The sequence below is a fragment of the Pseudoalteromonas lipolytica genome (assembly GCF_003515105.1).
GTDB classification, from domain to species: Bacteria; Pseudomonadota; Gammaproteobacteria; order Enterobacterales; family Alteromonadaceae; genus Pseudoalteromonas; species Pseudoalteromonas lipolytica.
Genome location: NZ_CP032090.1, coordinates 3,433,255 through 3,459,910, shown reverse-complemented (window position 1 = coordinate 3,459,910; position 26,656 = coordinate 3,433,255). Strand labels below are relative to the sequence as shown.

Below are 26,656 nucleotides of genomic sequence, written 5' to 3'. Positions count from 1 at the left end.
GGGTATGGGATGGTTTAGCAGTCCTAAAAATGTTGAGTCAAATAATGATTTGGTTGTTGCAGCATTAAATAAATCGCTTGCAGTGATTGAGTTTCAACCGTCTGGGTCGATCATTACTGCCAATGCAAATTTTTTAAATGCCATGGGCTATCGGCTAGAAGAAGTTCAGGGTCAACATCATTCAATGTTTATTGCAGAAGAAGATGCACAAAGTCCCGAATACCAACAGTTTTGGCAGCGCTTGCGCAGCGGTGAATTTATTTCGGATGAATTTAAACGGTTCGGTAAAAACGGCAAAGAAATTTGGATCCAAGCAACCTATAACCCAATTATTGATAGCAATGGTAGCGTAGTCAAAGTGATTAAATTCGCCAGCGATATCACTGCACAGAAGGAGCTTGAAAAACAATCTAAACGTGATGCTGACCTGTCAAATGCACTGCGTGTATGCCAAGCAAATGTGATGATGGCTAACAATGATTTAGAAATAGTGTTTGTAAATGAGCAAGTGAAGCAAATGCTCAAAGCACGTGAAGCCGCATTGAAAACAGTGCTGCCTAGCTTTTCTGTTGAAAATTTAATTGGCACCTGTGTTGATGATTTTCATAAGCATCCTTCACATCAACGTGAATTACTAAAGAATTTATCTGAACCCTATAAAACGACACTGCGCTTAGCGGGTCTTATTTTTAGCTTGATTGCAACCCCTTGGGTTAATTCGTCGGGTAAGCGTTTAGGGACAATTGTTGAATGGCAAGATATCACTGACAGTGTCAATAAAGCAGAAGCCGAAAAGCGTGAAGCTGAAGAGAATCTACGGGTACGTCGCGCGCTTGACCGCGTAGGCACTAACACCATGATTGCCGATGCGAATAACGACATCATCTATATGAACGAAGCGGTGCTCAATATGATGAAAGTGGCAGAGAGCGATCTTCGAAAAGACCTGCCTAACTTTAACAGCAGTAATTTACTCGGTCAGAATATTGATGTGTTCCATAAAAACCCTGCACATCAACGTAATTTATTATCAAAACTGAGTGATACCTACAGCACTGAGATTCAAGTAGGTGGACGTACTTTTGGTTTGGTAGCTAACCCTATTTTTACCCCTGAAAACGAACGAATTGGAACGGTTGTTGAGTGGGAAGATAGAACCGCAGAAGTTGCTATCGAGAAAGAAATCGCTGGTCTGGTAACCGCTGCAGGTAAAGGTGATTTAGAGGCACGAGTTGAAATTGCGGGTAAAACAGGCTTCTTCTTACGTTTAGCACAGGGCCTAAATAGCTTAGTGGGTATTGTAGATGATGCCGTAAAAGACACTGCTAATATGCTTGATGCTATGGCTAATGGTGATTTATCTAAGCGTATTGAACAAGAGTACCAAGGTTCATTTGATAAATTAAAACGCGATGCGAATGCCACGGCTGATAAGTTAACGGAGGTTATTAACCGCATAAATACATCAGCGACATTGGTGGCCAGTGGTGCAGAAGAAATCTCGCAAGGCAATGCAGACTTAAGTCAACGTACTGAAGAGCAGGCATCTTCGCTTGAAGAAACAGCATCAAGTATGGAAGAGATGACCAGTACAGTTCGTCAAAATGCCGATAATGCAAAAGAGGTTAACGAGCTTGCCGAAGAGACTCGTAGCAAGGCACAAAAAGGAGGCGAGGTTGTCAACCGTGCCGTAACGAGTATGTCGGCTATTAATGAATCGAGTAAGAAGATAGCAGATATCATCAGTGTAATTGATGAAATTGCCTTCCAAACTAATCTACTTGCATTAAATGCCGCGGTAGAGGCTGCACGTGCTGGTGAACAAGGGCGTGGCTTTGCGGTTGTTGCGGGTGAAGTGCGTAATCTTGCACAGCGCTCAGCTGCTGCGGCAAAAGAAATTAAAGAGCTTATTCGCGACAGTGTCGGCAAAGTTGAAGATGGCACATTATTGGTGAATGAATCAGGTTCAACGTTACAAGAAATTGTCACAGCGGTACAACGCGTAACGGCCATGATTTCGGATATTGCGCAGGCATCGGAAGAGCAAAGCTCAGGTATTGAGCAAGTAAATAAAGCCATTGCACAAATGGATGAAATGACACAGCAAAATGCGGCGCTTGTTGAGCAGGCATCTGCAGCAGGTGAATCAATGGCAGAACAAGCCAATGATATGCGCCGCTTGCTTAACTTCTTCTCGCTATCGAATCAAGAGGAAACAGACATCACAAGCAGAGTGACAGCGTCACCGATTAAACAATCGAGCCCGTCTGGGCGCTCAGCTCCCAAAGGAAATAACTTTGTTGACCCAGGCGATGAGTGGGAAGAGTTTTAATACGCTTGCCGTTTCACCATAGTGAATGTCAATGGTGTGAACTAACAAAGCTTATTGAGCAAAAAGACACGGCAAGGTGACCAAAGTAAGGGGATCATGAGTAACCGCTTACCTGCAGTGGGTTACCTTACGTATCGGTGCAATCATGCTTAACACGCTTATGATCGTCTCGCTGTTTTTACCCGCGGGACTGATTAACCACTTAAGTTAATGGTTTGACTATAATGCGCGCACTCTTTGAGGCTAGTGGGTCCAGACATGAAAGAGTTTTTACTGACAGACAGTGATTTCAAAAACATTTCGTCACAGGTATATGATGCTTGCGGTATTGTGCTTGCTGAACATAAACGAGAAATGGTGTATTCACGCCTAGCAAGGCGTATACGGCTTCATAAGCTTAAAAGCTTTAAAGAGTACTTAGATTACTTAGAAGAGCATAAAGAGCATGAGTTTAGCGAGTTTATAAATGCAATTACCACCAACTTAACCTCTTTCTTTCGTGAGCCTCATCACTTTAGTTACCTAAAAAATACCATTGTACCTAAGCTGCTCGTTTCTAATGCGAAGAGCAAGCGAGTACGTGTTTGGTCGGCTGGGTGCTCTACAGGTGAAGAGCCTTACACAATTGCAATGACCCTAAGTGATTTATTTCCAAAAGATTGGGATGTGAAAATACTGGCCACCGATCTTGACTCTAATGTGCTTGCGAAAGCACAAGCAGGCACTTACACGGCTGCGAATGTAAATGGCTTAGAAGACAGTCAGCTTAAACGTTGGTTTCTAAAAAGCCACGATGGACAGCTTTATAAAGTGAAACCAGCGCTACAAAAAAACATTTTTTTTAAACGCTTAAACTTACTGCAAAGTTGGCCAATGAAAGGTCCTTTTGATGTGATTTTTTGTCGCAATGTGGTGATTTACTTTGATAAGTCGACCAAAGATACACTCTTTCGACGCTATTATGAGTTACTTAGTAACTCAGGCCATTTATTTTTGGGGCACTCAGAGACACTCGGTAAAGATCACAGAGAATTTAAGAATTTAGGCCAAACGATCTACCAAAAGGTGGTCTATGAACACTCATTATAAAGCAGTTTTACCAGGGTTTGAGCATGTAAAACGCTTTTGGGATAACCGCAGGCAAAAGGTGATAGCGAAAGTATTGCCGGGTGAATTCTATGTTTCAAAATCGGATGAACTCATCACCACGGTGTTAGGGTCTTGTATTGCAGCGTGTATCTACGATGATGGGTTAGGCATTGGTGGCATGAATCACTTTATGTTACCGATTGAAAAAGGCGTTGATCCCGCCAATGCGCATAGCCTTAATTGCCGTTATGGCAACTGGGCTATGGAGTACTTGATCAATGAAATTCTGAAAAATGGAGCCTCAAAACGAAACTTAAAAGTAAAGTTATTCGGCGGGGGTAAAATTATTCGCTCAATGACAGATATCGGGGTGGGTAATATTCGTTTTGCAAATGCTTATGTACTTGAAGAGGGTTTAGATTTAGTATCTCACGATGTAGGTGGACCTTGGCCTCGTAAGATCATCTTTGATCCGCAAACGGGAAAAGCACAGGTGAAAAAGCTACGTGAACTACATACAGATAAACTTGAAGAACGTGAAGTTAAATACTTACACGAAATTGAGCAACAAGATGCAAAAACGGATATTGAGCTATTTTAGGAGAGCATATGATCAAAGTCCTTATTGTTGATGATTCTCCTTTGATACGCGGATTGCTTAAAGAGATTCTTGAGCAAGCAGATGATATTCACGTTGTGGGGTCTGCAGAAGACCCCTACGAAGCGAGAGAACAAATAAAACGCCTCAACCCTGACGTGTTAACGCTTGATATTGAAATGCCCAAAATGGATGGTTTAAGTTTTCTTAAAAACTTAATGCGTCTACGGCCTATGCCGGTGGTAATGATATCAACATTAACACAAAAGGGATCGCCCATTACCCTCGAAGCGCTTGAAACGGGAGCGGTTGATTTTATAGCAAAACCGACCGCTAACGTGTCTCAAAGTTTGCAACGGTATGCGCATTTATTACATCAAAAAATACGTACAGCGGCTGGTGCTCGGGTTCGCACATTCAAGGAGCAGAGCCTAGAAGCCGATAGCGCCTTATCAACCTTACAATTTAAAGCAAATAGTGTGCTGGCGATTGGTGCTTCGACAGGTGGCACCGAGGCAATTAAAGAGGTTTTGGTGCGTATGCCTGAGCAATGTCCACCTATTGTCATTACGCAGCACATTCCGCCAGTATTTAGCACTTCGTTTGCTATGCGTATGGATCGTACCTGTAAAATTAATGTCAAAGAGGCAGAGCACGGTGATAAATTACGCCCCGGTTGGGCTTACATTGCACCGGGCGATCAACATTTAAGTATTGTAAAACAAGGTTCTGCTTTGTATTGCCAACTCGATACATCTGAATTAGTTAATCGCCATCGACCTGCAGTGGATGTATTGTTTAATTCGTTATTGGTTGCGTGTCCAAAAGCCACGATTGCTGCGTTACTCACAGGCATGGGGAGTGATGGCGCGAAAGGGTTACTGGCATTAAAACAAGCGGGGGCTTATACAATTGCACAAGACGAGTTATCGTCAGTGGTGTGGGGCATGCCAAAAGCCGCTATCGAACTGGATGCGGCTCATGAAATTGTGCGTCTTGATAAAATTACCGCGCAAATGCTTAAGCAGGCCGTTAAGGTGTGATCACCCAAGGTTGTGAAAACCAATAATAGCTGCCTTTTTTCTCAATCGAAGGGGCCGTACAATTAAAACGTGAACGGCCACTTTTCAATTTAGCTGGCGAGATAATTTGCACCGTGTCTTTGCTTGTCCAATTTAAGTCTGCTTGACCAATCCCCGAGACATAGCACGCAAATTGGCTTTTATGAAAGTCTTGCATATCAAATTGAATGCTTAAGCTAGGTGGATTCTCGTTAGTAACACTGTCTGAGTAATTTAACGCTTTGATAGTGAAAGCCTGTGACGCTAATTTTGTCGATAATGTATCAAGTTTGGAGTAAAAGCCTGATGCAGGGAAGCGTGGTAAACGGGTAAAGTCAGAATGAATACCCACCGCACCTGAGTGTTGACCAATACCAACAAAGCCAATTGACTTAACCAGTGCTTGAAGTGAATTATTAAATTCGCCATAGGGATAGGCTACGTATTTATAGTCATGACCAATCTCTTCTTTGATACGCTTTTGTGCTGCGAGAATGTCGTTTTTAGTCCGTGCTTGCCATTGTGCGTCAGTTTCACCCTGTTGCTTTAAATGCATGTAATTATGCGCTTGGGTGTGATTACTAATAAGTGCCCCTTTTTTAGAAAGCGCTTTTAATTGCTGCCATGTCATGACATAGCTTTTACCTTCATCAATCAGTTTTGGATTAACAAAAATAGTGTAGGGGTAGCCGAACTTCTCAAGAATTGGCGCGGCTTGTTCATAATTGTTTTTATAACCATCGTCAAAGGTAATTGCGACGGTTTTATCGGTTAATTCTTTGCCAGATTGCAGTGAACTAATTAGCTCATTTAATGGCACTACAGTAAAGTGATGATCTTTTAAATACTGCATGTGTTTTATAAATGTTTCACTGCTGACACTGGTGACCGCAGGAAGGGTTTCACTCACATGATGATACTGTAAAATAACGGCGCCGTGGGCACGCATTGATAAACCTAACAGGACTGCAAAAATTACATGAAACATTTTCTTAAACGTCATAAGGCACACCATAAAAGTTTGCTGTTATTAGCCGGTCCAATGATCTTATCAAATATTACTGTCCCACTGTTAGGATTAGTTGATACTGCCGTGATTGGTCACTTAGGAAGTGCTCACTACTTGGCGGGGATAGCATTAGGCTCTACGGTTATTTCGTTACTATTTTGGCTGGCAGGCTTTTTAAGAATGAGTACGACGGGGCTGGTGGCACAAGCTTATGGTAAAAATGACCTTACTTTGCTAGGTGAACTGTTAAAGCGTAGTTTGTTGCTTGCAACTGGGGTTGCGTTGTTATTAATCGCGCTCAGCACACCAATTCAATCCTTAATGGCTTACTTGTCAAATGCCAATCAAGCTGTTTTAGAACAGGCGTATAGCTATTTTTCTGTTCGTATTTTTAGTGCGCCAGCGGCCCTTTGTAATTTGGTGCTATTAGGGTGGATGCTCGGTGTACATTATGGACGAGGTCCATTTTATTTATTATTAATTACCAATATCACAAATATTGTGCTCGATATTTACTTTGTGGTTTTTCTTAATTGGGGAGTGGCGGGCGCGGCTTGGGCCTCGCTTATTGCCGATTATATCGCATTCGGTTTTGCTGTTTTTCTGGTGTTACAACTTGCTAAAAAGCAAGGTATTAATTTGGCCGTTAAAGCATGGTTAAGCGTAGCTAAAATAGGCGAGCTGCTTAATTTAAACCGCGATATTTTCATTCGTTCACTGGCACTGCAATTGTGCTTTAGCTTTATGACTTTTTATGGCGCTAGAATCGGTGAAACAACATTAGCAGCTAATGCCGTATTGCTGAACTTTCTGATGTTGGTGAGTTTTGCTTTAGATGGTATTGCTTATGCGAGCGAAGCAAAAGTAGGCAAAGCCAAAGGGGAGCAGAGTGTTGAACAGATCAAACTTTGGGTGAATTTAAGCTTGTTCTGGGGAGGACTCTTTGCGCTCTTTTATAGCCTGATTTTTTTAGTGTTTGGTGGCGCTATTATTCGCCTTTTAACCGATGTGCCTGAGGTTGTCAGTCTGGCTACACACTACTTACCTTGGGTCATTATATTGCCCATTGCGGCCATGGGGTGCTTTTTATTCGATGGTGTATTTGTTGGTTTAACACGCGCAAAAGACATGCGAAATACCATGCTAATAAGCGCGACATTTGGTTTCTTTGGGTTATTTTGGTTGGTAAGCGACTGGCAAAATCATGGATTATGGTTCGCTATGACAAGCTTTATGTTATTGCGTGGCGTTACGTTATGGCTACGTTATCGCGCAATGGTTAAGCAACAACAGTTGTTAATTTGAGTGGTTATTTCCACAGGTCAAGATCATCATCTTTAGGGGATGTACGCTTAAGCACTTGTGCGAAACGGTTCGCAAAAATACCTAAGTAGCCCCAAAATGCAAAAAACAATGCAACAGCTAAAATGACAAGCCCCACAAGCTGGAAAATTGCGGGTCCATAATAGCCGATAGCAATGAATATCACGGCTAGCACAAACAGTGCTAAGCCGCGAAGAAAGCGTTTTAGGCTTAATTTGGGGTCGCTACCTAAGCGAAAAACCCACTGCTTAAGCATCTTAAGCGCTAATTAGTAGTATGAGTGCTCACCCGGGTTGTGATCAGTAATATCTCTCACCCCTGTGATCTCATCAAATTTAGCGATCATTTCTTTTTCGATGCCTTCTTTTAACGTCACATCGATCATTGAACAACCATTACAGCCACCACCAAATTGCAGTACTGCAATACCATCGGCTGTAATTTCCACAAGGCTTACTTGGCCACCGTGGTTAGCAAGTTGCGGGTTAACTTCGGTTTCAAGCATATGTTGAACACGTTCTTGAAGCGTCGCATCGTCGGTCAGCTTACGTGCTTTTGCATTCGGTGCTTTAAGCGTTAGCTGAGTACCCATTTTGTCAGTCACAAAATCGATTTCAGCTTCTTGTAAGAAAGGAGCACTTTCTGCATCAACAATGGCATCAAAACCATTAAATGGTAAACGAATGTCGCTTGCTTCAACTGCGTCTTCAGGGCAGTAAGAAACACCACACTCAGCTTGCGAAGTACCTGGGTTTACAACAAACACACGAATGTTAGTTTGTTCAGCTTGGTCTGCTAAAAGTTTAGCAAAATGAGATTGTGCAGATTCAGAAATAGAAATCATAAAACGAACTATACTTGACTAAATTACTCGGATACTGCCTATCATACTCCGCTCATCGTGTTGTCGCCAGTGTTGAGCGTAAAAAGTTGCATCTATTTTATCGAATGGTAGCGTGAAAACATCAAACAATAACAGGTGCTATCTATGCGTTTAATAATAACAATATTAACCATGCTAGTGAGTTTTTCAGCATTAGCAAAACCACTTTCCTATTATTTTGAAGAAGATGTGAAATTTGATCCGCTTATTCCAACCCCGCAAGAGGTTTTAGGCTACGAAGTGGGCGAGTGGCATGTACGCCATGATCAACTTGTTCAGTATATGCAAATATTGGCAGACAAAAGTGAGCGTATTAACATTGAAGTAATTGGCCGGACGCACGAGCAGCGACCCTTGGTCATGTTAACGATTACTGCGCCAGATAAATTAGGCCAAGTAGAGCAAATTCGTAAAGCACATTTAGCTCGCTTAAGCGGTGGAAATACTGACTCAAGCAAGCAACCTGCGGTTGTGTGGATGGGTTACAGTGTGCATGGCAATGAGTCTTCAGGTAGCAACGCATCGCTATTAGTTGCTTATTATCTTGCTGCGGCACAAGGGCCTGAAATTGACACCTTATTAAACAACACCGTTATTTTATTAGACCCCTCTTTGAATCCTGATGGCTTAGCGCGTTTTGCGAATTGGGCAAATAGCAATCGAGGCATGAACTTATCATCGGACCCTGAAACACGTGAGCACCGTGAAAGCTGGCCGAGCAGTCGTACTAACCATTATCTTTTTGATTTAAATCGTGACTGGTTGTTACTACAACACCCTGAATCACGTGCGCGTATTGCCCAGTTCCATCACTGGAAGCCTAATATTTTAACTGACTTTCATGAAATGGGCCCAAATAGCACATTCTTCTTTCAACCGGGAATACCAACGCGTAAACACCCAATTACACCAGAAGAAAATGTGACATTAACGAAAGCAATTGCAAATTATCATGCAAAGACGCTTGATGAGCATAATGCGCTGTATTTTACTGAAGAAAGCTTTGACGATTTTTACTATGGCAAGGGGTCAACCTACCCAGATGTAAATGGTGGCGTGGGTATTTTATTTGAACAAGCCAGTTCTCGTGGGCACTTACAAGAAACAATTAACGGCCCGTTGAGTTTTCCATTTACTATTAAAAATCAACTGTTAACGAGCTTATCTACATTCCAAGCAGCGATTGATAATCGCCAAGACTTACTAGACTATCAAGCTGAGTTTTACACTAAAGCTACGGATCTTGCTGGCGATGAAGATTTTAAAGGCTATGTGGTAAAAGGCGGCGCTGATAATAGCCGTATGGCGTATTTTTTAGACGTGTTAAAGCAACACCAAATCAATGCGTATTTGCTTGAAGAGCCCTTAAAAGTGAATGGTCAGAGCTTTTCTGAAAAAAGCTACTACGTGCCATTAGCACAGCCACAATTTCGTTTAGTAAAAGCGATTTTTAGCGAGCAACAACGCTTTGTTGACAATACTTTTTATGATGTTTCGGGCTGGACATTGGCCCATGCATTTAATTTAGAGTTTGCCAAAGTGAGCAGCAATTGGGGCTTAAACATTGCAAAAATGCCGTGGCAGAAAACGGTTAAATCAAGCTTCGCTGCGTTACCACAAAGCTATGCTTATGCATTTAAGTGGGATGACTACCTTGCTCCTAAAATGTTAAATAACTTACTTAAGCAAGGTGTTCAAGCGCGTGTTGCGCTTAGTTCACTTACAGCAAAAACACCCGCAGGTGAGGTTGCTTTTGAGCCAGGCAGTATTTTATTACCAGCCGGTATTCAAACAGACCCTAATTGGGTGCGTTATTTAAACCAAGCACAAACAGATTTCGGTATTGAAATTGTTCCCATCAGCTCTGGTTTAACAGTGAAAGGGGCTGATTTAGGGTCTCGTTCTATGGCTGTTGTTAAAGCACCTAAGGTACTGCTTATTGGTGGCGAAGGAACCAGCCAGTATGAGTTAGGCGAAGTGTGGTATTACCTTGATCGCTTTGTTGATATTGCCCCGAGTATTATTGAAATGGAGCGTTTAGATAATATTAACCTCGATAAGTACAGCCATATTGTGCTTGCGCATGGTAATTATAATCGCCTTGATGATGCGACTAAAATTGCAATAAAAGCGTGGGTTCGTAAAGGCGGGGTAATCTGGGGCCATAAAGGCGGTGCAAAATTCTTAGCGGATCAGCAACTATTAAAAGCGAATTATTTGTCACGCCGTGATGTTGCAAGTGCATTTGATACAAAAGGCCTTACTTATGCCGATAAAGATGACTTAGCAGGGCGCCAACGCATTGCTGGTGCCATCTTTAATACTCACGTTGACTTATCGCATCCACTGACGTTCTCGCTTGAGCGCAATACCTTACCTGTATTTAAAAATAGCACTTGGTTACTTGAAAAATCGGAGGCACCATTTGTTAATGTACTTACTTATACAGACACGCCATTACTTGCAGGCTTTACCGATGATGTCAATGTGGAGCAGGTAGCCGGTGCTGCAGGTTTAATTGCGCACTCTTACGGAAAAGGCAGTGTGATTGGTATGACTGATAATCCCGTTTTTCGTGGTTACTGGTATGGAACAAGCCGATTACTAAGTAATGCATTGTTCTTTGGTCATGCATTTAGTGCATCGGGTGACTAATTAAGGGGAGTCAAACATGTAAGGATTGCCCATACTTGTTTGGCCCCTGCCTGTTTTAATGCCTCTGTTGCTGCGTTTAATGTAGCACCAGAGGTCATCACATCATCAACAATAGCCACCGATTTCCCTGTCAGATCTTGCTGACATACAAACGCATTTTTTACATTCTTTACCCGTTTTGTTTTACTTAGTTTTGATTGTGGCTGGGTGGCTTTTTGTTTATGAAGAGGCGTAATAACGTCTTGCTGTAAGCCCTCTAGAACCGGTAACCACGTTTGGCTTACTTGGTTATAGCCACGCGATAAAAAACGCCTTTTATGTAACGGCATTATGATAAATACATCAGGCCAGTGTGTGTTTGCTGCAAGGGCATGTTGCAGCTGTTTGGTTATGATTTGCTGTAAAGCCACTTTATAATGCTGTTGATTGTTAAATTTTAACTGTATGAGCCATTGTTTATAGGGTGCTTGATACCACGCACAGGCAATGAGATGATCAAAATGACAGTCAGGAAAAGCGTCACAAATATCGGGGCGATGTAAAAGGTTTGGATGACGTGCTAAGTCAAAAAGTGCAAGGTCATCCATACAGTGTGGGCAGAGTGACTGATTACTTTCAATGTGGCCCCTGCAACCCAAACAAAAATTTGGGAACAGCGCATCTAAAGCGACTTTAAACGCCTGAATTAAGCCCGCCATTGCATTCATTCCTTTAAACGCTATTATGAGCGCTAAGTGTGGTTGAGAGTTTATAAATATGCAAAATGAAATGGTGTTGTTACATGGCTGGGGAATGAATCAAGGTGTGTGGCAAGTCATTATGCCTGAACTTACGTTTTTTCATGATGGCGCAGTTCGCTGCTTAGATTTACCTGGGTTTGGTAACGCACAGTCAATACCAACACCTTACACTTTGCATGCTGCGGCAGAGCAGCTCAGTAGCGAATTAAATGAAGGATCAATACTTGTCGGCTGGTCACTGGGAGGGCTGTTTGCTTTGTATATTGCTGCGCACTGGCCTGACAAAGTGGCCAAAGTTGTGCTGGTAGCATCAACCCCATTTTTTGCCCAGCACGATGATTGGCCTGGTATTAAGCCGGACGTCCTGAATGCGTTTAAAGATCAGTTAGTGAGCCATAGAGAAAAAACCATAGAACGCTTTCTCGCTATTCAAGCTATGGGCAGTGAGTCTGCTCGTGATGATATAAAACAGCTAAAATTATTATTGAATGAATACCCCGCTCCCAAAGAGCAGGCGCTAAGTGCAGGACTCGATATACTACAGCACGATGATTTACGCGCTATGTTTGCACAGTTAACGGTGCCTATAGTCGGCATTTTTGGTCGCTTAGATGCGTTAGTGCCTTATCGTGCTCTTAAGAAAATGCAGGCGCTGCAGCCTAATTTTGACTACGAGGTAATTGATAAAGCATCCCATGCCCCGTTTATTTCTCACAAAGAGGCATTTATAACAGCTCTTAAATCAGTGTGTTAAACAAAACCTAGCTTGAGGCCATAAAAATAGCGGGATTATACTTTATTTTGTTCGTTTTGTGAGCGATAATTACGGTTAGATCTCACTGTTGGAGACCATCATGGCAATCGGTTCTGTTTTTAATAATGCGGTAGAAGGTTATAACCGTGCTAGCCAAGGTATTGAAAAGGCAAGCGCAGAGATTAGCCGTGCCTCAATAGATCAACAAGATGATGCTCAGCTTGCGCAGCAGCGCCAATTACAAGCCGCTCGCCCCGATGAAGCAGTCACGCCTCCAGTATCACAACCCGCGCGTATTGATGAGTCGTTGGTCAACTTAAAAGTAGAAGAGTTTAATGCCAAGGCGAATATCAATAGCATTCAAACCGCGGATGAGGTACTGGGCACTTTAATCGATATTAAAGTATAAATATCATGAACATCGTTACTCCTTATCCGGCCATTAACTTAAACACTGCGAATGTGCATACAGAAAGTGCGCGCCGTGATAACCAGTTGCGCGAGGTAATCCCCGCACCTACGGCAACCAAACCCAGTAACGCTGAAAATAAAACTTTAAACGATGGCGAAAAAGCCAGACAACCAGGCACTGACGCTGGCACTTATGATGCGAAAGGCCGTCTTGATGACAACACCGTAGTTCAAGAACGCCAACAAGGCGATTCTGAGCAATCGGAACAAGAGCAACAAGAAACAAAGCAAGAACAAAAAAAAGAGCAACAAGTTGCTGAACAAGAGCAGCAAGATGCGGAACAAATAAAGGAATTAAAAGCCCGTGATACTGAAGTGCGCATTCACGAGCAAGCACATGCATCTGTCGGTGGGCAATATGCGGGTGCGCCAAGTTATGAGTATCAGCGCGGTCCCGATGGTACTAATTACGCTGTTGGTGGAGAGGTTCAAATCGATGTTGCACAAATCGAGGGGGATCCAAAAGCCACCATTGAAAAAATGCAAACTGTACGAGCAGCAGCGCTTGCTCCACAAGAACCCTCAGGTGCTGACCGTGCTATAGCGGCAGATGCAACGCAAAAACTTGCGGCGGCTCAAGCTGAGTTAGCGACTCAGTCTGATGACGATAAGCAGCAAAATGGGCAAGCGTCATTTAGAATTAACCGTGAATTTGCTAATGATGATAGTTCGCAAGTGAGTGCATCGGAGACTAAAACAGCAAAGCGTGACGTGGAAGTAGATCAACGCGCTCAACGAATTGCTAATTTCTATCAAGCGGCAACCTCTGCTGCGGCTCAAAACCAATTTTCTGCGGTTATTTAACCTCATATTTTCTTACACATCACTTACTATAAATAGGGTTGTTCCTATTGTGGTAAAAAATTAGCTCTGTTAGATTGTCCACGATTTTAAATAAGGATGATTTAACATGAAATATGCTGTACTTATCGGTGCACTTTCACTTGTATCAACAGCTGTTATGGCACAAAACACCACACCTCTTAGCTATGATTATGTTGATGCTGGCTATCAGAAAATGAAAATTGATGATGCTGATGATCTTTCTCTCACGGGCTATGGTATCAACGTCAGTAAACAATTTGCACAAAACTGGTATGTGCAAGGCCACTACTCAAAAGTATCTGATGACTTTACAGAGTTAGATATCTACGACAATGTGACTGTTTATGATATGAACAACAACCCAGTCGGTACGGGGCAGACCGAATATCTTTATCGTACAGAGTTAGATATCACGCGTTATGAGTTAGCTTTAGGCTATATTTACTCTCTGTCTGATGTGACTAAAATTGATTATTCAGCGAAGCTGGGCCAGCTAAAATTTGAAGGTGACGTACTGTACAAGCAAGATATCACTTATCAAGAACAAGTACTCGATACCAACTCTGAGAGATATTCTGATTCAGATACAGCTGATATTTTATCTGTAAATGCACAAATTAGGCACTTATTAACCGATTCAATAGAGCTAAATGCGGGTATCGGTTACGAGCGTCTGCATGATGAAGAAAGCGAAAATAATACCGTGCTTCATGTCGGTGCAAATTATGCGATTACAGCTGATTGGTTAGTGACCGCAGCGTATCGAGATGTAAACGACTATTCAGATCTTACCTTCTCAATTCGTTATAATTTTTAGTTAATTAGCAAGCTAGCGAACCTTTCGCTAGCTTCTTTTTATATATTATTTCTGTTCCTGCAATAGTGTTTTCTACAAAAAGCTACATTTTGTATAAATAATCCGCAACGCTTTATATATCAGCACTCTTATGTTTACATGGTGTTAATTTTGTGTCTGAAATGTATACCTCACAGTTTGACCCTTCATAACGCCGCCTGTATATGTCTGTCTGCTAATAGAATTTAGTGTCTCAGCTTTTGCGTAAGCAAAGCTGTTTTAAATTAAATCAGTGGGAATCATATGCAACCTAGCAATAATAAAATAGCACACTTGAAAAAGAGCTCAGTTGCAGTACTTACAGCATTGTATGTAGGTACTTCAGGTTATGCTGCGGCAGAGCCGGGCTTTAATAAAGTGTCAGACAAAGGCTTTTATCAGCCAACATTTACAGCTGAAGATATCGCAAAGTATCAAGAACAAAAACAAATTGCTGATCATCCAAGCTTATTAAAGGGCAGTGTTGAGCGTTTAAATCAACATTATCAAAATCAACAACCAGAACATGTGTTCCAGCCTCAAGAGGGTGTGACAGGTGTTCAAACTTATATCGTTCAAATGACTGAAGAGCCCGTCGCGAGTTACCAAGGTGACATTCAGGGCTTTACTGCAACAGCGGTTACTGAATCTCGTTCGTTAATGGTTAATGAGCGCTTGGATACATCGGCACATAAGGTGCGTGCTTATCAGGGTTTCTTAAAGCAGCGCCAAACATCTGTATTAGGCAAGGCACGTGCCGTGGGTGCTAGCATTGATGTTAAAAAGCAATTTACGTTAGCAAACAATGCCGTTGTTGTCGAAATGACGCAGGCGGATGCTGAGCTACTGGCTAAGCAATCGGGTGTGAAACGCATCACACCAAACCGTATTTTCGAACTACGTACAGACCGTGGCCCAGAGTTTATTGGCGCAGATCAATTATGGCAAGGCGCTACACCTGCATCATCAGTGGGTGTTAAAGGCGAAGGCATGGTTGTAGGTATTATTGATACAGGTATCAATACTGACCACCCTGCGTTTGCAAGCGATGAAGAGTACAGCAAATCAAATCCATTTGGTGCAGGTAATTTCGTTGGTGATTGTGAAGCTGATCCTACGTTATGTAATGACAAGTTAATTGGTGTTCGCTCTTACCCTGAAATTACGGCTGCGAATTCAGACTATCGATTTGCACGTGCTGATCGTCGTCCAGAGAATGGTGAAGACTACAACGGTCATGGTTCACATACTGCAAGCACAACCGCGGGTAACTACATAGAGAATACGCCACTTCAAGCAGCCACAGGTGAGAAAGTGAGTGATGGTGAAAACTTACCATTTACCTTTGATCACACCAGTGGTGTTGCACCGCGCGCGCACATTATTTCATACCAAGTATGTCACGCGGGCAACTCAGGCGACTTATACGCTGGTTGTCCTGAGTCGGCGATTTTATCTGCTTTTGAAGATGCAATTGAAGATGGCGTTGATGCGATTAACTTCTCAATCGGTGGCGGTGAAAGCTTCCCGTGGGAAGATCCAATGGAAATGGCATTTTTAAGCGCACGTGAGGCCGGTATTTCTGTTGCTGCTGCTGCGGGTAACTCAGGTCCGTACTATATGTCTGCGGATCATACATCACCTTGGGTGACGACAGTGGGGGCATCAACGCATGATCGCGTGATGGAATTAGGTGTTAAAACCATTAACAACTTCCAAGGTACACGTGCACCTTCTGTTGGTGAGTATGCAGGTAAGAGTTTCGCTGGTGGAATTACTGGTGAGGTTGTTTTAGCTGAGAATTACGACGACCCTAATGCTGACGATGGCTATGATGCAGCTAGCTGTAATGCCCCATTCCCTGCGGGTACTTTCACCGCAGACCAAATAGTGGTGTGTTTACGTGGTGATATTGCGCGTGTTGATAAAGCGAAAAACGTAGCTGCGGGTGGCGCAGGTGGTTTTATCCTGCAAAATATTGCTTTTGGTGAGAACGTTGTTGCAGATAACTATGTGATCCCAGGTATTCACTTATCTTCAAGTGCGCGTTTTGCTATTCGCAACTGGGTGAATGCTAACCCTGATGGCGCTGCAATTGCGACTATTGGTGAGCCGCAAAATAACTATTCGTTTGACGAAGAAGCTGGCAACCAGCTCGCTATTTTTAGCTCTATGGGCCCAAGTTATTATATTAACAACCTTGTTCCTGATTTGACGGCACCAGGTGTTGATATTTATGCTGCGAATGCTGATGACCAACCATTCACTGCCAATCCTAGAGCATCAGACTGGACATTCATGAGTGGTACGTCAATGGCTACTCCGCATGTAACCGGCGCCATGACTTTATTGATGCAAATGCACCCAGATTGGACGCCTGCTGAAGTACAATCGGCTCTGATGATGACGGCGAATAAAGTGCGCATTTCTAACGGTGTTACGTTAGTTGACCCTTACTACAACTTCATGACGGGAAGTGGCTCAATTGATGTTGCGCAAGCGGCAAATGCAGGTCTTATCATGGATGAGACAATCGAAAACTATCACAATGCTAACCCGCGTAATGGCGGTTTAGTGGAGTGGTTAAACCTGCCGACATTAGTAAACCAAGACTGTGAACTGACCTGTTCTTGGATGCGCACAGTGAAAGCGGCTAAAGATGGTTCGTGGGATGCAACAGCCTATGGTTGGGGTATTGAAGGCGAGCAAGAAAGTGCGGGTGTCGAAGTGAGTGTTACACCAAGTAACTTCACACTTAAAGCGGGTGAAACACAAGACGTGATGGTAACGATGAATTTACCGAATATCATTCAGTCTAAACTAGACCCAGCAGAACCCGGCGCACCATGGGACAGCATTATAAACAAAAATGCGTGGTTTAACGGTAAAGTACTTTTTAAAAATACCGATGGTAATTCACCTGATGCTCACTTCACATTAGCGGCTAAAAATGTCATTGATGAGCTTCCAGCCATGGTTGATATCGATATGGCTCGTGCCAATGCATCAGAGTCAATCGTTGTGAATACTGACAGCTACAGTGAGTTTACACCAACTTATTATGGCCTTGTAAAACCGACTGAAGTAACAGCCAATATCTTAGGTGTATCACCTTATGTAACGAAAGACCGTGTAGAAAAAGCATGGGATATTCAGGCAATTGAGGTACCTGAAGGTACAAAACGCCTGATGATTAAAGTGGCATCAACAGAGCAAACGACTGATTTATCAGATATCGTTGAACCGCGTTGGCAAATTAAAAAAGCACACTTAGTGGTGGGTTATGATGCGAATGGTAGTGGCTCGTTCATGGTGTCGGATGAAGACATTGCTGAAGATCCAAATGCATTAATTAAAGCACTGAACGAAGAGATGATTTGTTATTCTTCAAGCAGTGTTGAGGATAACTACTGTAATATTATCGATCCTAAGCCTGGTAAATACTGGTTCGCTACCGCAGCGTTAGCTGGTTTACGCGATGTGGGTTATCAAACAGTGACTCACTATGCATTTGTGAAAGAGCAAAATACGGGTGAGTTCAGTGTGTCGGCTCCACAACAACATTCAGGTAATGGCAACTATGAAATTGCGATTAATTGGAACCTACCAGAAGCGCAGCTAAACGATGTGTATTACGGTGGTTTTGAACTGGGTGATTCAGAAGGTGCTGAAGGGACTTTAGGGTTTACATCAGTTAACTTTAAACGTGACGCTGAAGCGTTAACCCTTAATATTGATCAAGACTCAGCACGCGCTATGGATCTTGTAAATGTTAACGTGAAACTCAAAGCTAACTATGAATCTGACGCGCGCGATTACACTTTAGCGTTAACCATTCCTGAGGGCATGGAAGTTTGGCCTGATACATTGACTTCTAACAACGAGTCAGTTGCTGCTTCATTGGAAGTAGAGGGCAACACTTTAACAATTAAAGGGACTCAAGAGGCTACTCGCAATGTGAAGCGTGATTATGTTGTCACGAATAACATCACCAATGAAATGTGTAAAACGCCAATGATCGATGAGTACTCAACAGGTGGCTACATCGATTTATGGGGTGACTTCCGCATTCAACCAGATGCTTCTTGGTATGAAGGTGGCTCAAATGTTTACTTTGATGTACCAATTGATTGGTTATTCTACAAACAAGGCGCTAAGTTTGAAGTTTATAATCAAGCAAACAACAACGAAGTACGTTTACACCCAACAGGTGCTATGCAATTTACACCAATTTGGTGGATGATGAGTGCGCACCGTGGTCCAGGTTTCTTAGTTGAAGCATTAGCCCCGTTCTGGCGTGGTTCATTTGAAATCACTAATCTACGTGATCCAAGCGATCCAACAGGGTTAACAATTGCAAGTCAATATGCAGAAGAACGTCCTGATCTTGGTGACCTTCTGTTCATGGAATTTGATAATGTTACCGACAAGAATACGGGTGATACTTATGATTATGAAGTGATCTTACGCAGTGGTATTGATGACCATGAAGGTAAGTTTGAAGCGATTTTTGCATACGACAATCTAGGTTCTGATATTGATACAGGCACTATCTTTATTGAAGGTGGTGACAGTGTTTATGCTACAACCGCGGGCTACAAAGACGGTGCTCTAAGCAATGTGATCGGTTTCGATGACCTTGGTAAAATCTTACAAGATGACTTAGTCATTTGTTTTGATTACGTGGGCCCTGAGCAAAGTGAAGTTGAATTTAACTTTACAGCGACAATAAAGCCAGAAGCGAAAGGTACCATGCAAGACATCGCGCTTGATTATCTATTAGGTAGTCAAGAGTCAGGTACATTAATGCACTCGATTGGTGTACAAAGCAATCTTAAAATGGCAGATATTGCTGATATGACGGTTGCTGAAAATGGTCGTATTGATGGCATTGAAGTGATGGTTATTGATGCTGATCAATCGCCAAATGAGCTAGTAATCACGGGTGAACATGTGTCAGCTGAGGTGAACGGTATGTCGTTTAACCTGATCCCTGAACCTTATTTCTTCGGTGAAACTTTTGTAACTGTTACAGTGCAAGACAAAGCAAACCCAACAGATAAAGTAAGCAAAGAGTTTTTACTGACTGTTGAGTCTGATGGTGAAGAAGCCCCCGTGATGGTTAACGACATTGAAGATATGACTGTGATGCAAGGCGATATGTTAGAAAGTATTGCTGTTTCTTTATCACGTGAAACAGAAGAAGCGTTCACTCTTACTGTAGACGCTGATAATGCGACATCAATGGTTGATGGCATGACATTTAGCCTTAAACCTGACGCTGACTTCTATGGTGAGATCCCTGTAACAGTGACATTAACGGGCACAGATACTACTATCTCAACTGACTTTATGGTTACAGTAACCGCCGTTGATCTTGCGATTGTTGCGCTAGAAGATATGTCGGTGATGGAAAACGAGTCAGTTGACAATATTATGGTTAGTTTAACGCGTGAGACAGCTGAAGAGTTCACACTGTCTGTTGATGCTGACAATGCGACGACATCAGTCGATGGCATGTCATTCAGCGTAACGCCTGATGCTAACTACTATGGTACAACGACAGTTAAAGTCACTTTAACCAGTGGTGAAAAATCATTGATGGAAGAATTTGCACTTACAGTTGTTTCAGACGGTATTGAATTAGGTTGTACAGATACCGCTGCAACAAACTACGATGCGAATGCTAATACTGATGATGGTAGCTGTGTATACCCAGAAGTAGAAGAAGATGATGACAGTGGTTCATTCGGTCACTTCATCCTGTTACTCCTTCCATTACTTGCACTACGTCGTCGTAAGTAATCGCTTTAAAGGCTCATTTTAGTGAGCCTTTAAAAACAAAAAAACCGCGTAAGCTTAACTTACGCGGTTTTTTATTAGCCTAATATAATGGCTACTTTTTAACTTTAGCGTTGGCAAAGGCATCGGCAAAGGCATTGCCCATGGCTGCATTACCAAAGTCGCGTTTTGGTTTAGAGGTGTTTTTTACCTTTTGAGCCGCGGCAGGTTTGCTTGTAGTTGCCGCTTTATTGCTGGTATCAACATCATCGTCTAAGCGCATGGTAAAGCTAATACGTTTACGAGCAGCATCCACTTCAAGCACTTTTACTTTTACGATGTCACCCGCTTTGACTACTTCACGCGGATCTGAGATAAACTTATTCGTAATAGCAGAAATATGCACCAAACCGTCTTGGTGAACACCTACATCAACGAAGGCACCAAAGTTTGCTACGTTTGACACCACACCTTCTAGAATCATGCCCGGTTTTAAATCGTTAATGGTTTCAACACCGGCTTTAAACTCGGCCGTTTTAAATTCAGGGCGCGGGTCGCGGCCTGGCTTATCAAGTTCTTTAATGATGTCTGTGACGGTTGGTAAACCAAATTTGTCGTCAATATAGTCGTTCGCAACAAGCTTGTTTAGTATATCTGAGTTACCAATTAAGCTATTGACATCCAGGTTGTTCTTTTCGCAAATACGCTTAACAATCGGGTAGGCTTCAGGGTGAACTGATGACTTATCAAGAGGGTCTGTACCATTAGTGATACGTAAGAAGCCCGCGGCTTGTTCAAATGCTTTTGGCCCTAAACGCTCTACTTTTTTAAGCTCAGAACGCTTGCTGAATGAGCCATTCGCATCACGGTAGTTAACAATGTTCTGTGCCAGAGTTTTGTTTAAACCCGATACACGAGTAAGTAACGGCACTGAAGCCATATTTAAATCAACACCGACAGAGTTTACACAGTCTTCAACCACCGAAGTCAAAGTTTGCCCTAACTGACTTTGTGACACATCGTGTTGGTATTGGCCCACACCAATTGACTTAGGTTCAATTTTAACAAGCTCTGCAAGGGGGTCTTGTAAACGACGCGCAATTGAAACAGCACCACGTAACGATACATCGAGATTAGGAAATTCATTCGCAGCAAACTCAGAGGCAGAGTAAACAGATGCTCCAGCTTCACTGACCATAATTTTGTTAAGGTTAAGCTCGCTGTTTGCTTTTATAAGCTCTGCGACGAGTTTGTCTGATTCACGTGATGCGGTGCCATTACCAATAGCGATTAACTCAACTTTATGCTGGCGACATAATTGTTCAAGCGTGCGCAGTGATTTTTCCCAATGATTTTGAGGGGCATGTGGAAAAATAGTTTGTGTCGTTAATAGTTTACCAGTGCTGTCTACAACAGCTATTTTACAGCCTGTGCGTAAACCTGGATCTAGGCCCAATGTTGTACGAGGACCAGCCGGAGCTGCCATTAATAAGTCTTTTAAGTTCTTTGCAAATACGTCAATGGCACCGGTTTCGGCTTTTTCGCGCATCGCCCCTAAAAACTCATTTTCAAGATGTAAGCTTAATTTAATTTTCCACGCCCACTGCACTACGCTCATTAACCATGCACTCGCTGCTGAGTTGCTAACATCTAAGCGATAATGATCGGCAATCATTTGTGCGCAGATTTGTGCAGGATTTTCAGCACTGGGTTCAGGGTTAATATTGAGCTGCAATACGCCTTCATTTCGTGCTCTTAACATGGCTAAAGCACGGTGAGAAGGCACTTTTTTTAGTGGCTCTTGGTGTTCAAAGTAATCACGGTATTTTGCGCCATCATTTTCTTGGCCAGCAATAACGCGGCTCTCAATTTGACCATGTTGACTTATATGACTGCGGAATTTTGCAAGCAACTTAGCATCTTCAGCAAAGCGCTCCATTAAAATGAACTTAGCCCCATCGAGTACGGTTTTCGTATCAGCAAAACCAGCATCGGCATTGATGTAGTCAGTGGCGTGTTGTTCAGGGTCTAAGTTTGGATCATTAAACAGGGCATCAGCAAGTGGTTCAATACCTGCCTCAATTGCAATTTGCCCTTTGGTACGGCGCTTAGGTTTGAAAGGCAGATATAAATCTTCAAGCTCCGTTTTACTGTCCGCGTTATTAATATCCGCACTGAGCTCGGTTGTTAGTTTTCCTTGCTCTTTAATCGTGGCAAGTATAAAGCTACGGCGCTCTTCTAGTTCACGTAAATACGATAGGCGTTGCTCAAGTAAACGCAGTTGCGTGTCGTCTAAGCCACCCGTTACTTCTTTACGATAACGCGCGATAAAAGGTACTGTGGCACCTTCATCAAGTAATTTGATTGCAGCAACAACTTGTGGTTGCTGGGCATTTAGCTCAGTCGCTAAGCGTGCAGAGATATTGCTCATGCATAAACCTTTTTAAAAAATAGAAAATCAGTAAAACTGAAGATTAATTGCCTGAATAATATCACAATAAGAAGGCCTTAAAAGCACTGCTTTTAAGGCCCGCTGAAATAGTTCTTCACAACGCAAATTTTAATACTTAGTGAGGGTGATCGATGTGTTGCATCACTTCACTGAAGCTATTAGCAATGGGGTTGATATTAACAGGAATATGTAACTTTTTAGCAATTTGACGCGCAGAAATTAGCCCACAAATTTCATTCTCTTTACTGGTGACTAGCAAGAACATCATACCTTGATGCTCCATTGTTTGTAGTACATCGCCAATGCATGCGTAACTAATGCTTTGTAAGCTTGCACCCGCTAAATTACTAAGCGGTGTCATTACATCGTGTAATGTAATCTCGTCACGGTGCAGGTTTAAGCGCTGTGCAAGCATCATAATCTTAGAGCTTTGCAGGTCAGCACTTGATGTAATACCCAGTAACTTATCTTCACTATCAATTACTAAGATAAAGTCAGAACAGTGATTGCTAGTTTGTTTCAGAGCATTAACAATCGTTGTGTCGTAATGAGCGCGTAACGGGTCTTTACTGGTGAAGCTATTTAATACTTTAAGCGCCGGAGAGGTTAGGTCTAGGGTTGGCTCAACTTCATTTACAGCATTAGATAATGCGCCATTTGAAATGTCTTGTAGACGTAATTCTTTGAAATTATTCATTTTGATCACCATACATTTTAATAAAACTTTAATTGAAACAATTTTGAGTTAATTAAAAAGCAGGGGGACCTCGCTGATGCGCGCTGAACACAGAAATAACAGAACAAGGATTAACATACACCGCAACACGGCCATCTGGCAGTGGTTGAGCTGCACTGGCAATCAGCGATGGGGTATGTTTGTCAAAGTCAGTATCTGTATTGGCTGGGTCTGTACTGTCGCACGCAATGTAATGTGCGGTTGGCGTAACACTGTCTGAGTGGCTTTCAATGTCATTGGCGTAAGATATCAAACTCGCACTCATTAAAAGCGCGAATACAATGGCATTACTCATGATGCGATGTATTAGGTTTGACATACTTACTACCTTCTAAAACCTCAAGCACTAAATGCGTCTTGAGTCTCTTTAGTTATAGAACACATTTTTAGAGTAGACAATCACTAATTAATGTTTTCTGAATATTTAAAGATAAATTAGGGTGCGTTAGGGTAAGTTATTTCATTGACGAACCATTCTTTTGTGCCTTCGGGTGTGATGACCGAAAATTCGTCATCCACTTCTTTACCTAATAGCGCACGCGCCATAGGTGCGTCGATAGAAATATAATCTTTACGCTCATAAATTTCGTCTGGGCCCACAATACGAAATCGTTTGATGTCGCCTTGTTCATTTTCAATTTCAACCCAAGCGCCAAAAAATACTTTGCCTGCTTGTTGCGGATTGTAGTCAACAATTTTTAGGTCTGGCATACGTTTTCTTAGGTAACGTACGCGGCGATCTATTTGTCGTAAAACACGTTTATTGAATTGATAATCGGCGTTTTCAGAACGGTCACCTAAGCTTGCTGCCCACGTGACAATTTTGGTAATTTCAGGACGCTTCTCATGCCACAAATAGTCATGTTCTTGTTGTAATTGTTGATAACCTTCACGCGTAATTAAATTTGTTTTTGCCATTTTACTTAGCCTCACAAGAAAACCTGCCGCACGGTATAAAAGTCTTTTGTCTTTGTCGAGTAGGATTTTGAAATGTTCCGTAACAATCTAAGCGTGCAATTCGATTTTTATTCTTAAGTTTTTCATTTATATTAACAAGTAACACATTACAACAAGAATGAAAGTTATGGGACACGAAACGACAAAGGTATTAGTTGTTGATGACGATATGCGTTTACGCAGTTTGCTTGAACGTTATTTGGTAGAGCAAGGGTTTATTGTTCGTACAGCAGCAAATTCAGAGCAGATGGATCGCTTACTCGAGCGTGAAAATTTCCACTTAATCGTACTCGATTTAATGTTACCCGGCGAAGACGGTTTATCCATTTGTCGCCGTTTACGACAAAAAGAAAACGATATACCCATTGTGATGTTAACAGCTAAAGGTGACGAAGTAGACCGTATAATAGGTCTTGAGCTCGGTGCTGATGACTATATTCCTAAACCGTTTAACCCACGCGAACTATTGGCACGCATTAAAGCGATTTTACGTCGTCGCGCTAAAGAAGTACCAGGCGCGCCTGCTGCAGAGGAAAACGAAATTAGTTTTGGTGAATTCACACTAAATTTAGCCACGCGTGAGATGACGCAAGGTGATAACACCATGTCATTAACCAGTGGTGAGTTTGCGGTATTAAAAGCGCTTGTCACACACCCGCGTGAACCGTTAAGTCGTGATAAGTTAATGAACCTTGCGCGAGGCCGAGACTACAGCGCACTTGAGCGTAGTATCGACGTACAGGTTTCGCGTTTGCGTCGCATGATTGAGGTTGACGCTGCTAATCCTCGTTATATTCAAACAGTATGGGGCTTAGGCTACGTATTTGTACCAGACGGTGAAAAGTAGCAATAATGGGCATGTTTCCGCGAAGCGCATTTGGACAAACCGTCTTTTTAGTCGCAGCGTTGCTTTTAATCAACCAGATCGTGTCTTATATCACGGTCAGCTTTTATGTTGTAAAGCCAACCATAGAGCAAGTAAATCTGATCCTCGCTAAGCAAATTAAAACAGTGTTTATCGAGTGGGAAGAAGGCGTTGAAGTGAGCAAAGAAGCCTCTGAAAAGTTCTTTGAAATAACAGGGATAGAAGTCATGACTCAGCGCCAAGCAATGCGCGAAGGGCTGGCTGAAACACGTGAGTATTCAATGCTTTCGCGCAGCATGTCTAAAGAGTTAAATGGTTCAGCACGTGTGCGCATTAGTCAAACGGATCCGCTTGTATATTGGGTTGAAGCACCGCAAGCCCCTGGTTATTGGGTGCGCGTACCCTTAACGGGTTTGCAAGAAAACAACCTGAAATTTTTAACTTTTTACTTGTCCAGTATAGGTTTTTTAAGTGTGCTAGGTGGCTGGTTGTTTGCGCGTCACTTGAACCGTCCTTTAAAAGCACTGCAACAAGCTGCTGTAAAAGTGGGGGTGGGCGACTTCTCCACCAAACTCGAAGAGCAGGGCTCAACCGAAGTCATTGAAGTAACGCGTGCTTTTAATCAGATGTCTCGGGGTATTGCGGCATTAGAAAACGACCGTCGTTTACTAATGGCGGGGGTATCTCATGACCTTAGAACGCCGCTTACGCGCATTCGTTTAGCTACAGAAATGATGTCAGATGATGAAGACTACCTTCGCGAAGGGATAATCCATGATATCGAAGATATGAATGCGATTATTGACCAATTTATAGAGTACTTGCGTCATCACAAGCGCGAAGAGCTTGCGCTTGAAGATTTAAATGCGATTGTTGCAGAAGTCGTCGAAGCAGAACAAAAGCATCATCGCAGCATCACCTTTAAAGAAAACCCCAGTATTCATGATGTACCAGTGAGCATGGTGGCAATAAAACGTGTTGTCACTAATATGATTGAAAACGCGATACGTTATTCACAGGGTGATATTGAGGTTGAAACTCGCCTGAGTAGCAATAAAAAATTCGCGATGGTGGTTGTAAATGATCAAGGCCCTGGTATTCCTGAGAGTGAACTTGAAACCGTGTTTGAACCGTTTAAACAAGGTGATGCGGCGCGTGGTAGTGAAGGTAGCGGTTTAGGGCTGGCAATCATCAAACGTATTGTTGATATGCATGGCGGAAAAGTGCAGTTGCTTAATCGCCCCGAAGGTGGCTTAAGTGCACAAATCTATTTACCGTTGTAGATGAAAT

21 protein-coding genes are annotated in these 26,656 nt (G+C 42.5%); 13 read left to right on the top strand and 8 right to left on the bottom strand.

Going from position 1 to position 26,656, the window contains the following annotated elements; translation table 11 throughout:
- The first annotated feature begins 4 nt into the window (after nucleotides 1-4).
- The 4 genes from D0907_RS15510 (at nucleotide 5) to D0907_RS15495 (ending at nucleotide 5,062) form a co-directional block, all read left to right on the top strand.
- Nucleotides 5-2,332 (top strand): methyl-accepting chemotaxis protein, encoded by a 2,328-nt coding sequence (locus D0907_RS15510; protein ID WP_065979414.1) that lies wholly within the window; start codon nucleotides 5-7, stop codon nucleotides 2,330-2,332.
- A 258-nt stretch (nucleotides 2,333-2,590) separates the two neighbouring features.
- Nucleotides 2,591-3,421, top strand: coding sequence for a CheR family methyltransferase (locus D0907_RS15505; protein ID WP_036973409.1), 831 nt, complete (start codon nucleotides 2,591-2,593; stop codon nucleotides 3,419-3,421).
- Nucleotides 3,405-4,022, top strand: coding sequence for a chemoreceptor glutamine deamidase CheD (cheD, locus tag D0907_RS15500; RefSeq protein ID WP_036973407.1), 618 nt, complete (start codon nucleotides 3,405-3,407; stop codon nucleotides 4,020-4,022). Before D0907_RS15505 ends, cheD begins: the two co-directional genes overlap by 17 nt.
- A gap of 8 nt (nucleotides 4,023-4,030) precedes the next feature.
- Complete coding sequence (locus D0907_RS15495; RefSeq protein WP_118844725.1) at nucleotides 4,031-5,062, top strand: protein-glutamate methylesterase/protein-glutamine glutaminase; 1,032 nt, start codon at nucleotides 4,031-4,033, stop codon at nucleotides 5,060-5,062.
- Here the strand turns inward: D0907_RS15495 and D0907_RS15490 are convergent.
- Complete coding sequence (locus tag D0907_RS15490; protein ID WP_036973405.1) at nucleotides 5,052-6,083, bottom strand: polysaccharide deacetylase family protein; 1,032 nt, start codon at nucleotides 6,081-6,083, stop codon at nucleotides 5,052-5,054. The two genes, D0907_RS15495 and D0907_RS15490, sit on opposite strands and share 11 nt — an antisense overlap.
- A 39-nt stretch (nucleotides 6,084-6,122) precedes the next feature.
- On the opposite strand from D0907_RS15490, the gene dinF reads away from it, so the two are divergent.
- A complete protein-coding gene (dinF, locus tag D0907_RS15485; RefSeq protein ID WP_231387291.1) occupies nucleotides 6,123-7,394 on the top strand; it encodes an MATE family efflux transporter DinF in 1,272 nt (423 codons plus the stop codon).
- Nucleotides 7,395-7,398: 4 nt separating this feature from the next.
- On the opposite strand, the gene D0907_RS15480 is transcribed toward dinF, so the two are convergent.
- Together D0907_RS15480 and nfuA are read right to left on the bottom strand one after the other, a co-directional pair.
- On the bottom strand, nucleotides 7,399-7,668 hold the full coding sequence (locus D0907_RS15480; protein ID WP_118844723.1) for a hypothetical protein: 270 nt from the start codon (nucleotides 7,666-7,668) through the stop codon (nucleotides 7,399-7,401).
- Nucleotides 7,669-7,680: 12 nt separating this feature from the next.
- Nucleotides 7,681-8,256, bottom strand: coding sequence for a Fe-S biogenesis protein NfuA (nfuA, locus tag D0907_RS15475; RefSeq protein WP_036973401.1), 576 nt, complete (start codon nucleotides 8,254-8,256; stop codon nucleotides 7,681-7,683).
- Between the two features lie 144 nt (nucleotides 8,257-8,400).
- On the opposite strand from nfuA, the gene D0907_RS15470 reads away from it, so the two are divergent.
- Complete coding sequence (locus D0907_RS15470) at nucleotides 8,401-10,950, top strand: M14 metallopeptidase family protein (protein WP_065979410.1); 2,550 nt, start codon at nucleotides 8,401-8,403, stop codon at nucleotides 10,948-10,950.
- Here the strand turns inward: D0907_RS15470 and D0907_RS15465 are convergent.
- Nucleotides 10,947-11,648 (bottom strand): ComF family protein, encoded by a 702-nt coding sequence (locus tag D0907_RS15465; protein ID WP_074989201.1) that lies wholly within the window; start codon nucleotides 11,646-11,648, stop codon nucleotides 10,947-10,949. The genes D0907_RS15470 and D0907_RS15465 overlap by 4 nt on opposite strands.
- A gap of 58 nt (nucleotides 11,649-11,706) precedes the next feature.
- On the opposite strand from D0907_RS15465, the gene bioH reads away from it, so the two are divergent.
- The 5 genes from bioH (at nucleotide 11,707) to D0907_RS15440 (ending at nucleotide 20,380) form a co-directional block, all read left to right on the top strand.
- Complete coding sequence (gene bioH / locus D0907_RS15460) at nucleotides 11,707-12,444, top strand: pimeloyl-ACP methyl ester esterase BioH (protein ID WP_118844722.1); 738 nt, start codon at nucleotides 11,707-11,709, stop codon at nucleotides 12,442-12,444.
- A 100-nt stretch (nucleotides 12,445-12,544) separates the two neighbouring features.
- Nucleotides 12,545-12,853 carry a hypothetical protein gene (locus D0907_RS15455; protein WP_036973397.1) on the top strand — a complete coding sequence of 103 codons (309 nt, stop codon included), beginning with the start codon at nucleotides 12,545-12,547 and terminating at the stop codon, nucleotides 12,851-12,853.
- A gap of 5 nt (nucleotides 12,854-12,858) precedes the next feature.
- Nucleotides 12,859-13,719 (top strand): putative metalloprotease CJM1_0395 family protein, encoded by an 861-nt coding sequence (locus tag D0907_RS15450; protein ID WP_118844721.1) that lies wholly within the window; start codon nucleotides 12,859-12,861, stop codon nucleotides 13,717-13,719.
- A 106-nt stretch (nucleotides 13,720-13,825) separates the two neighbouring features.
- Complete coding sequence (locus D0907_RS15445; protein WP_065979407.1) at nucleotides 13,826-14,557, top strand: outer membrane beta-barrel protein; 732 nt, start codon at nucleotides 13,826-13,828, stop codon at nucleotides 14,555-14,557.
- 282 nt (nucleotides 14,558-14,839) lie between these two features.
- On the top strand, nucleotides 14,840-20,380 hold the full coding sequence (locus D0907_RS15440; RefSeq protein WP_118844827.1) for a S8 family serine peptidase: 5,541 nt from the start codon (nucleotides 14,840-14,842) through the stop codon (nucleotides 20,378-20,380).
- Nucleotides 20,381-20,471: 91 nt separating this feature from the next.
- Here D0907_RS15440 and D0907_RS15435 read toward each other — a convergent pair whose 3' ends face one another.
- The 4 genes from D0907_RS15435 to greB all read right to left on the bottom strand — a co-directional run bounded on the left by D0907_RS15435 (nucleotide 20,472) and on the right by greB (nucleotide 24,462).
- A complete protein-coding gene (locus tag D0907_RS15435; RefSeq protein ID WP_065979405.1) occupies nucleotides 20,472-22,787 on the bottom strand; it encodes a Tex family protein in 2,316 nt (771 codons plus the stop codon).
- A 136-nt stretch (nucleotides 22,788-22,923) separates the two neighbouring features.
- Nucleotides 22,924-23,505 carry a CBS domain-containing protein gene (locus D0907_RS15430; RefSeq protein WP_036973388.1) on the bottom strand — a complete coding sequence of 194 codons (582 nt, stop codon included), beginning with the start codon at nucleotides 23,503-23,505 and terminating at the stop codon, nucleotides 22,924-22,926.
- Nucleotides 23,506-23,557: 52 nt separating this feature from the next.
- Complete coding sequence (locus D0907_RS15425) at nucleotides 23,558-23,863, bottom strand: hypothetical protein (protein WP_036973387.1); 306 nt, start codon at nucleotides 23,861-23,863, stop codon at nucleotides 23,558-23,560.
- Between the two features lie 116 nt (nucleotides 23,864-23,979).
- On the bottom strand, nucleotides 23,980-24,462 hold the full coding sequence (gene greB, locus D0907_RS15420) for a transcription elongation factor GreB (protein WP_036973385.1): 483 nt from the start codon (nucleotides 24,460-24,462) through the stop codon (nucleotides 23,980-23,982).
- Between the two features lie 166 nt (nucleotides 24,463-24,628).
- Here greB and ompR point away from each other — a divergent pair, with 166 nt between their 5' ends.
- Complete coding sequence (gene ompR / locus D0907_RS15415) at nucleotides 24,629-25,348, top strand: osmolarity response regulator transcription factor OmpR (protein WP_036973384.1); 720 nt, start codon at nucleotides 24,629-24,631, stop codon at nucleotides 25,346-25,348.
- A gap of 5 nt (nucleotides 25,349-25,353) precedes the next feature.
- Nucleotides 25,354-26,649, top strand: coding sequence for a two-component system sensor histidine kinase EnvZ (gene envZ / locus D0907_RS15410; protein WP_118844720.1), 1,296 nt, complete (start codon nucleotides 25,354-25,356; stop codon nucleotides 26,647-26,649).
- Nucleotides 26,650-26,656: the final 7 nt, after the last annotated feature.

Bases quoted from the DNA above. Each gene is read 5' to 3' on its own strand.
- D0907_RS15480 (WP_118844723.1), bottom strand. From the start codon at position 7,668: ATGCTTAAGCAGTGGGTTTTTCGCTTAGGTAGCGACCCCAAATTAAGC.
- D0907_RS15435 (WP_065979405.1), bottom strand. From the start codon at position 22,787: ATGAGCAATATCTCTGCACGCTTAGCGACTGAGCTAAATGCCCAGCAA.
- D0907_RS15495 (WP_118844725.1), top strand. From the start codon at position 4,031: ATGATCAAAGTCCTTATTGTTGATGATTCTCCTTTGATACGCGGATTG.
- D0907_RS15505 (WP_036973409.1), top strand. From the start codon at position 2,591: ATGAAAGAGTTTTTACTGACAGACAGTGATTTCAAAAACATTTCGTCA.
- envZ (WP_118844720.1), top strand. From the start codon at position 25,354: ATGGGCATGTTTCCGCGAAGCGCATTTGGACAAACCGTCTTTTTAGTC.
- nfuA (WP_036973401.1), bottom strand. From the start codon at position 8,256: ATGATTTCTATTTCTGAATCTGCACAATCTCATTTTGCTAAACTTTTA.
- greB (WP_036973385.1), bottom strand. From the start codon at position 24,462: ATGGCAAAAACAAATTTAATTACGCGTGAAGGTTATCAACAATTACAA.
- D0907_RS15440 (WP_118844827.1), top strand. From the start codon at position 14,840: ATGCAACCTAGCAATAATAAAATAGCACACTTGAAAAAGAGCTCAGTT.
- D0907_RS15465 (WP_074989201.1), bottom strand. From the start codon at position 11,648: ATGGCGGGCTTAATTCAGGCGTTTAAAGTCGCTTTAGATGCGCTGTTC.
- cheD (WP_036973407.1), top strand. From the start codon at position 3,405: ATGAACACTCATTATAAAGCAGTTTTACCAGGGTTTGAGCATGTAAAA.
- D0907_RS15510 (WP_065979414.1), top strand. From the start codon at position 5: ATGGGATGGTTTAGCAGTCCTAAAAATGTTGAGTCAAATAATGATTTG.
- D0907_RS15425 (WP_036973387.1), bottom strand. From the start codon at position 23,863: ATGTCAAACCTAATACATCGCATCATGAGTAATGCCATTGTATTCGCG.
- D0907_RS15450 (WP_118844721.1), top strand. From the start codon at position 12,859: ATGAACATCGTTACTCCTTATCCGGCCATTAACTTAAACACTGCGAAT.
- bioH (WP_118844722.1), top strand. From the start codon at position 11,707: ATGCAAAATGAAATGGTGTTGTTACATGGCTGGGGAATGAATCAAGGT.
- D0907_RS15470 (WP_065979410.1), top strand. From the start codon at position 8,401: ATGCGTTTAATAATAACAATATTAACCATGCTAGTGAGTTTTTCAGCA.
- D0907_RS15430 (WP_036973388.1), bottom strand. From the start codon at position 23,505: ATGAATAATTTCAAAGAATTACGTCTACAAGACATTTCAAATGGCGCA.
- D0907_RS15445 (WP_065979407.1), top strand. From the start codon at position 13,826: ATGAAATATGCTGTACTTATCGGTGCACTTTCACTTGTATCAACAGCT.
- ompR (WP_036973384.1), top strand. From the start codon at position 24,629: ATGGGACACGAAACGACAAAGGTATTAGTTGTTGATGACGATATGCGT.
- D0907_RS15455 (WP_036973397.1), top strand. From the start codon at position 12,545: ATGGCAATCGGTTCTGTTTTTAATAATGCGGTAGAAGGTTATAACCGT.
- dinF (WP_231387291.1), top strand. From the start codon at position 6,123: ATGATCTTATCAAATATTACTGTCCCACTGTTAGGATTAGTTGATACT.
- D0907_RS15490 (WP_036973405.1), bottom strand. From the start codon at position 6,083: ATGACGTTTAAGAAAATGTTTCATGTAATTTTTGCAGTCCTGTTAGGT.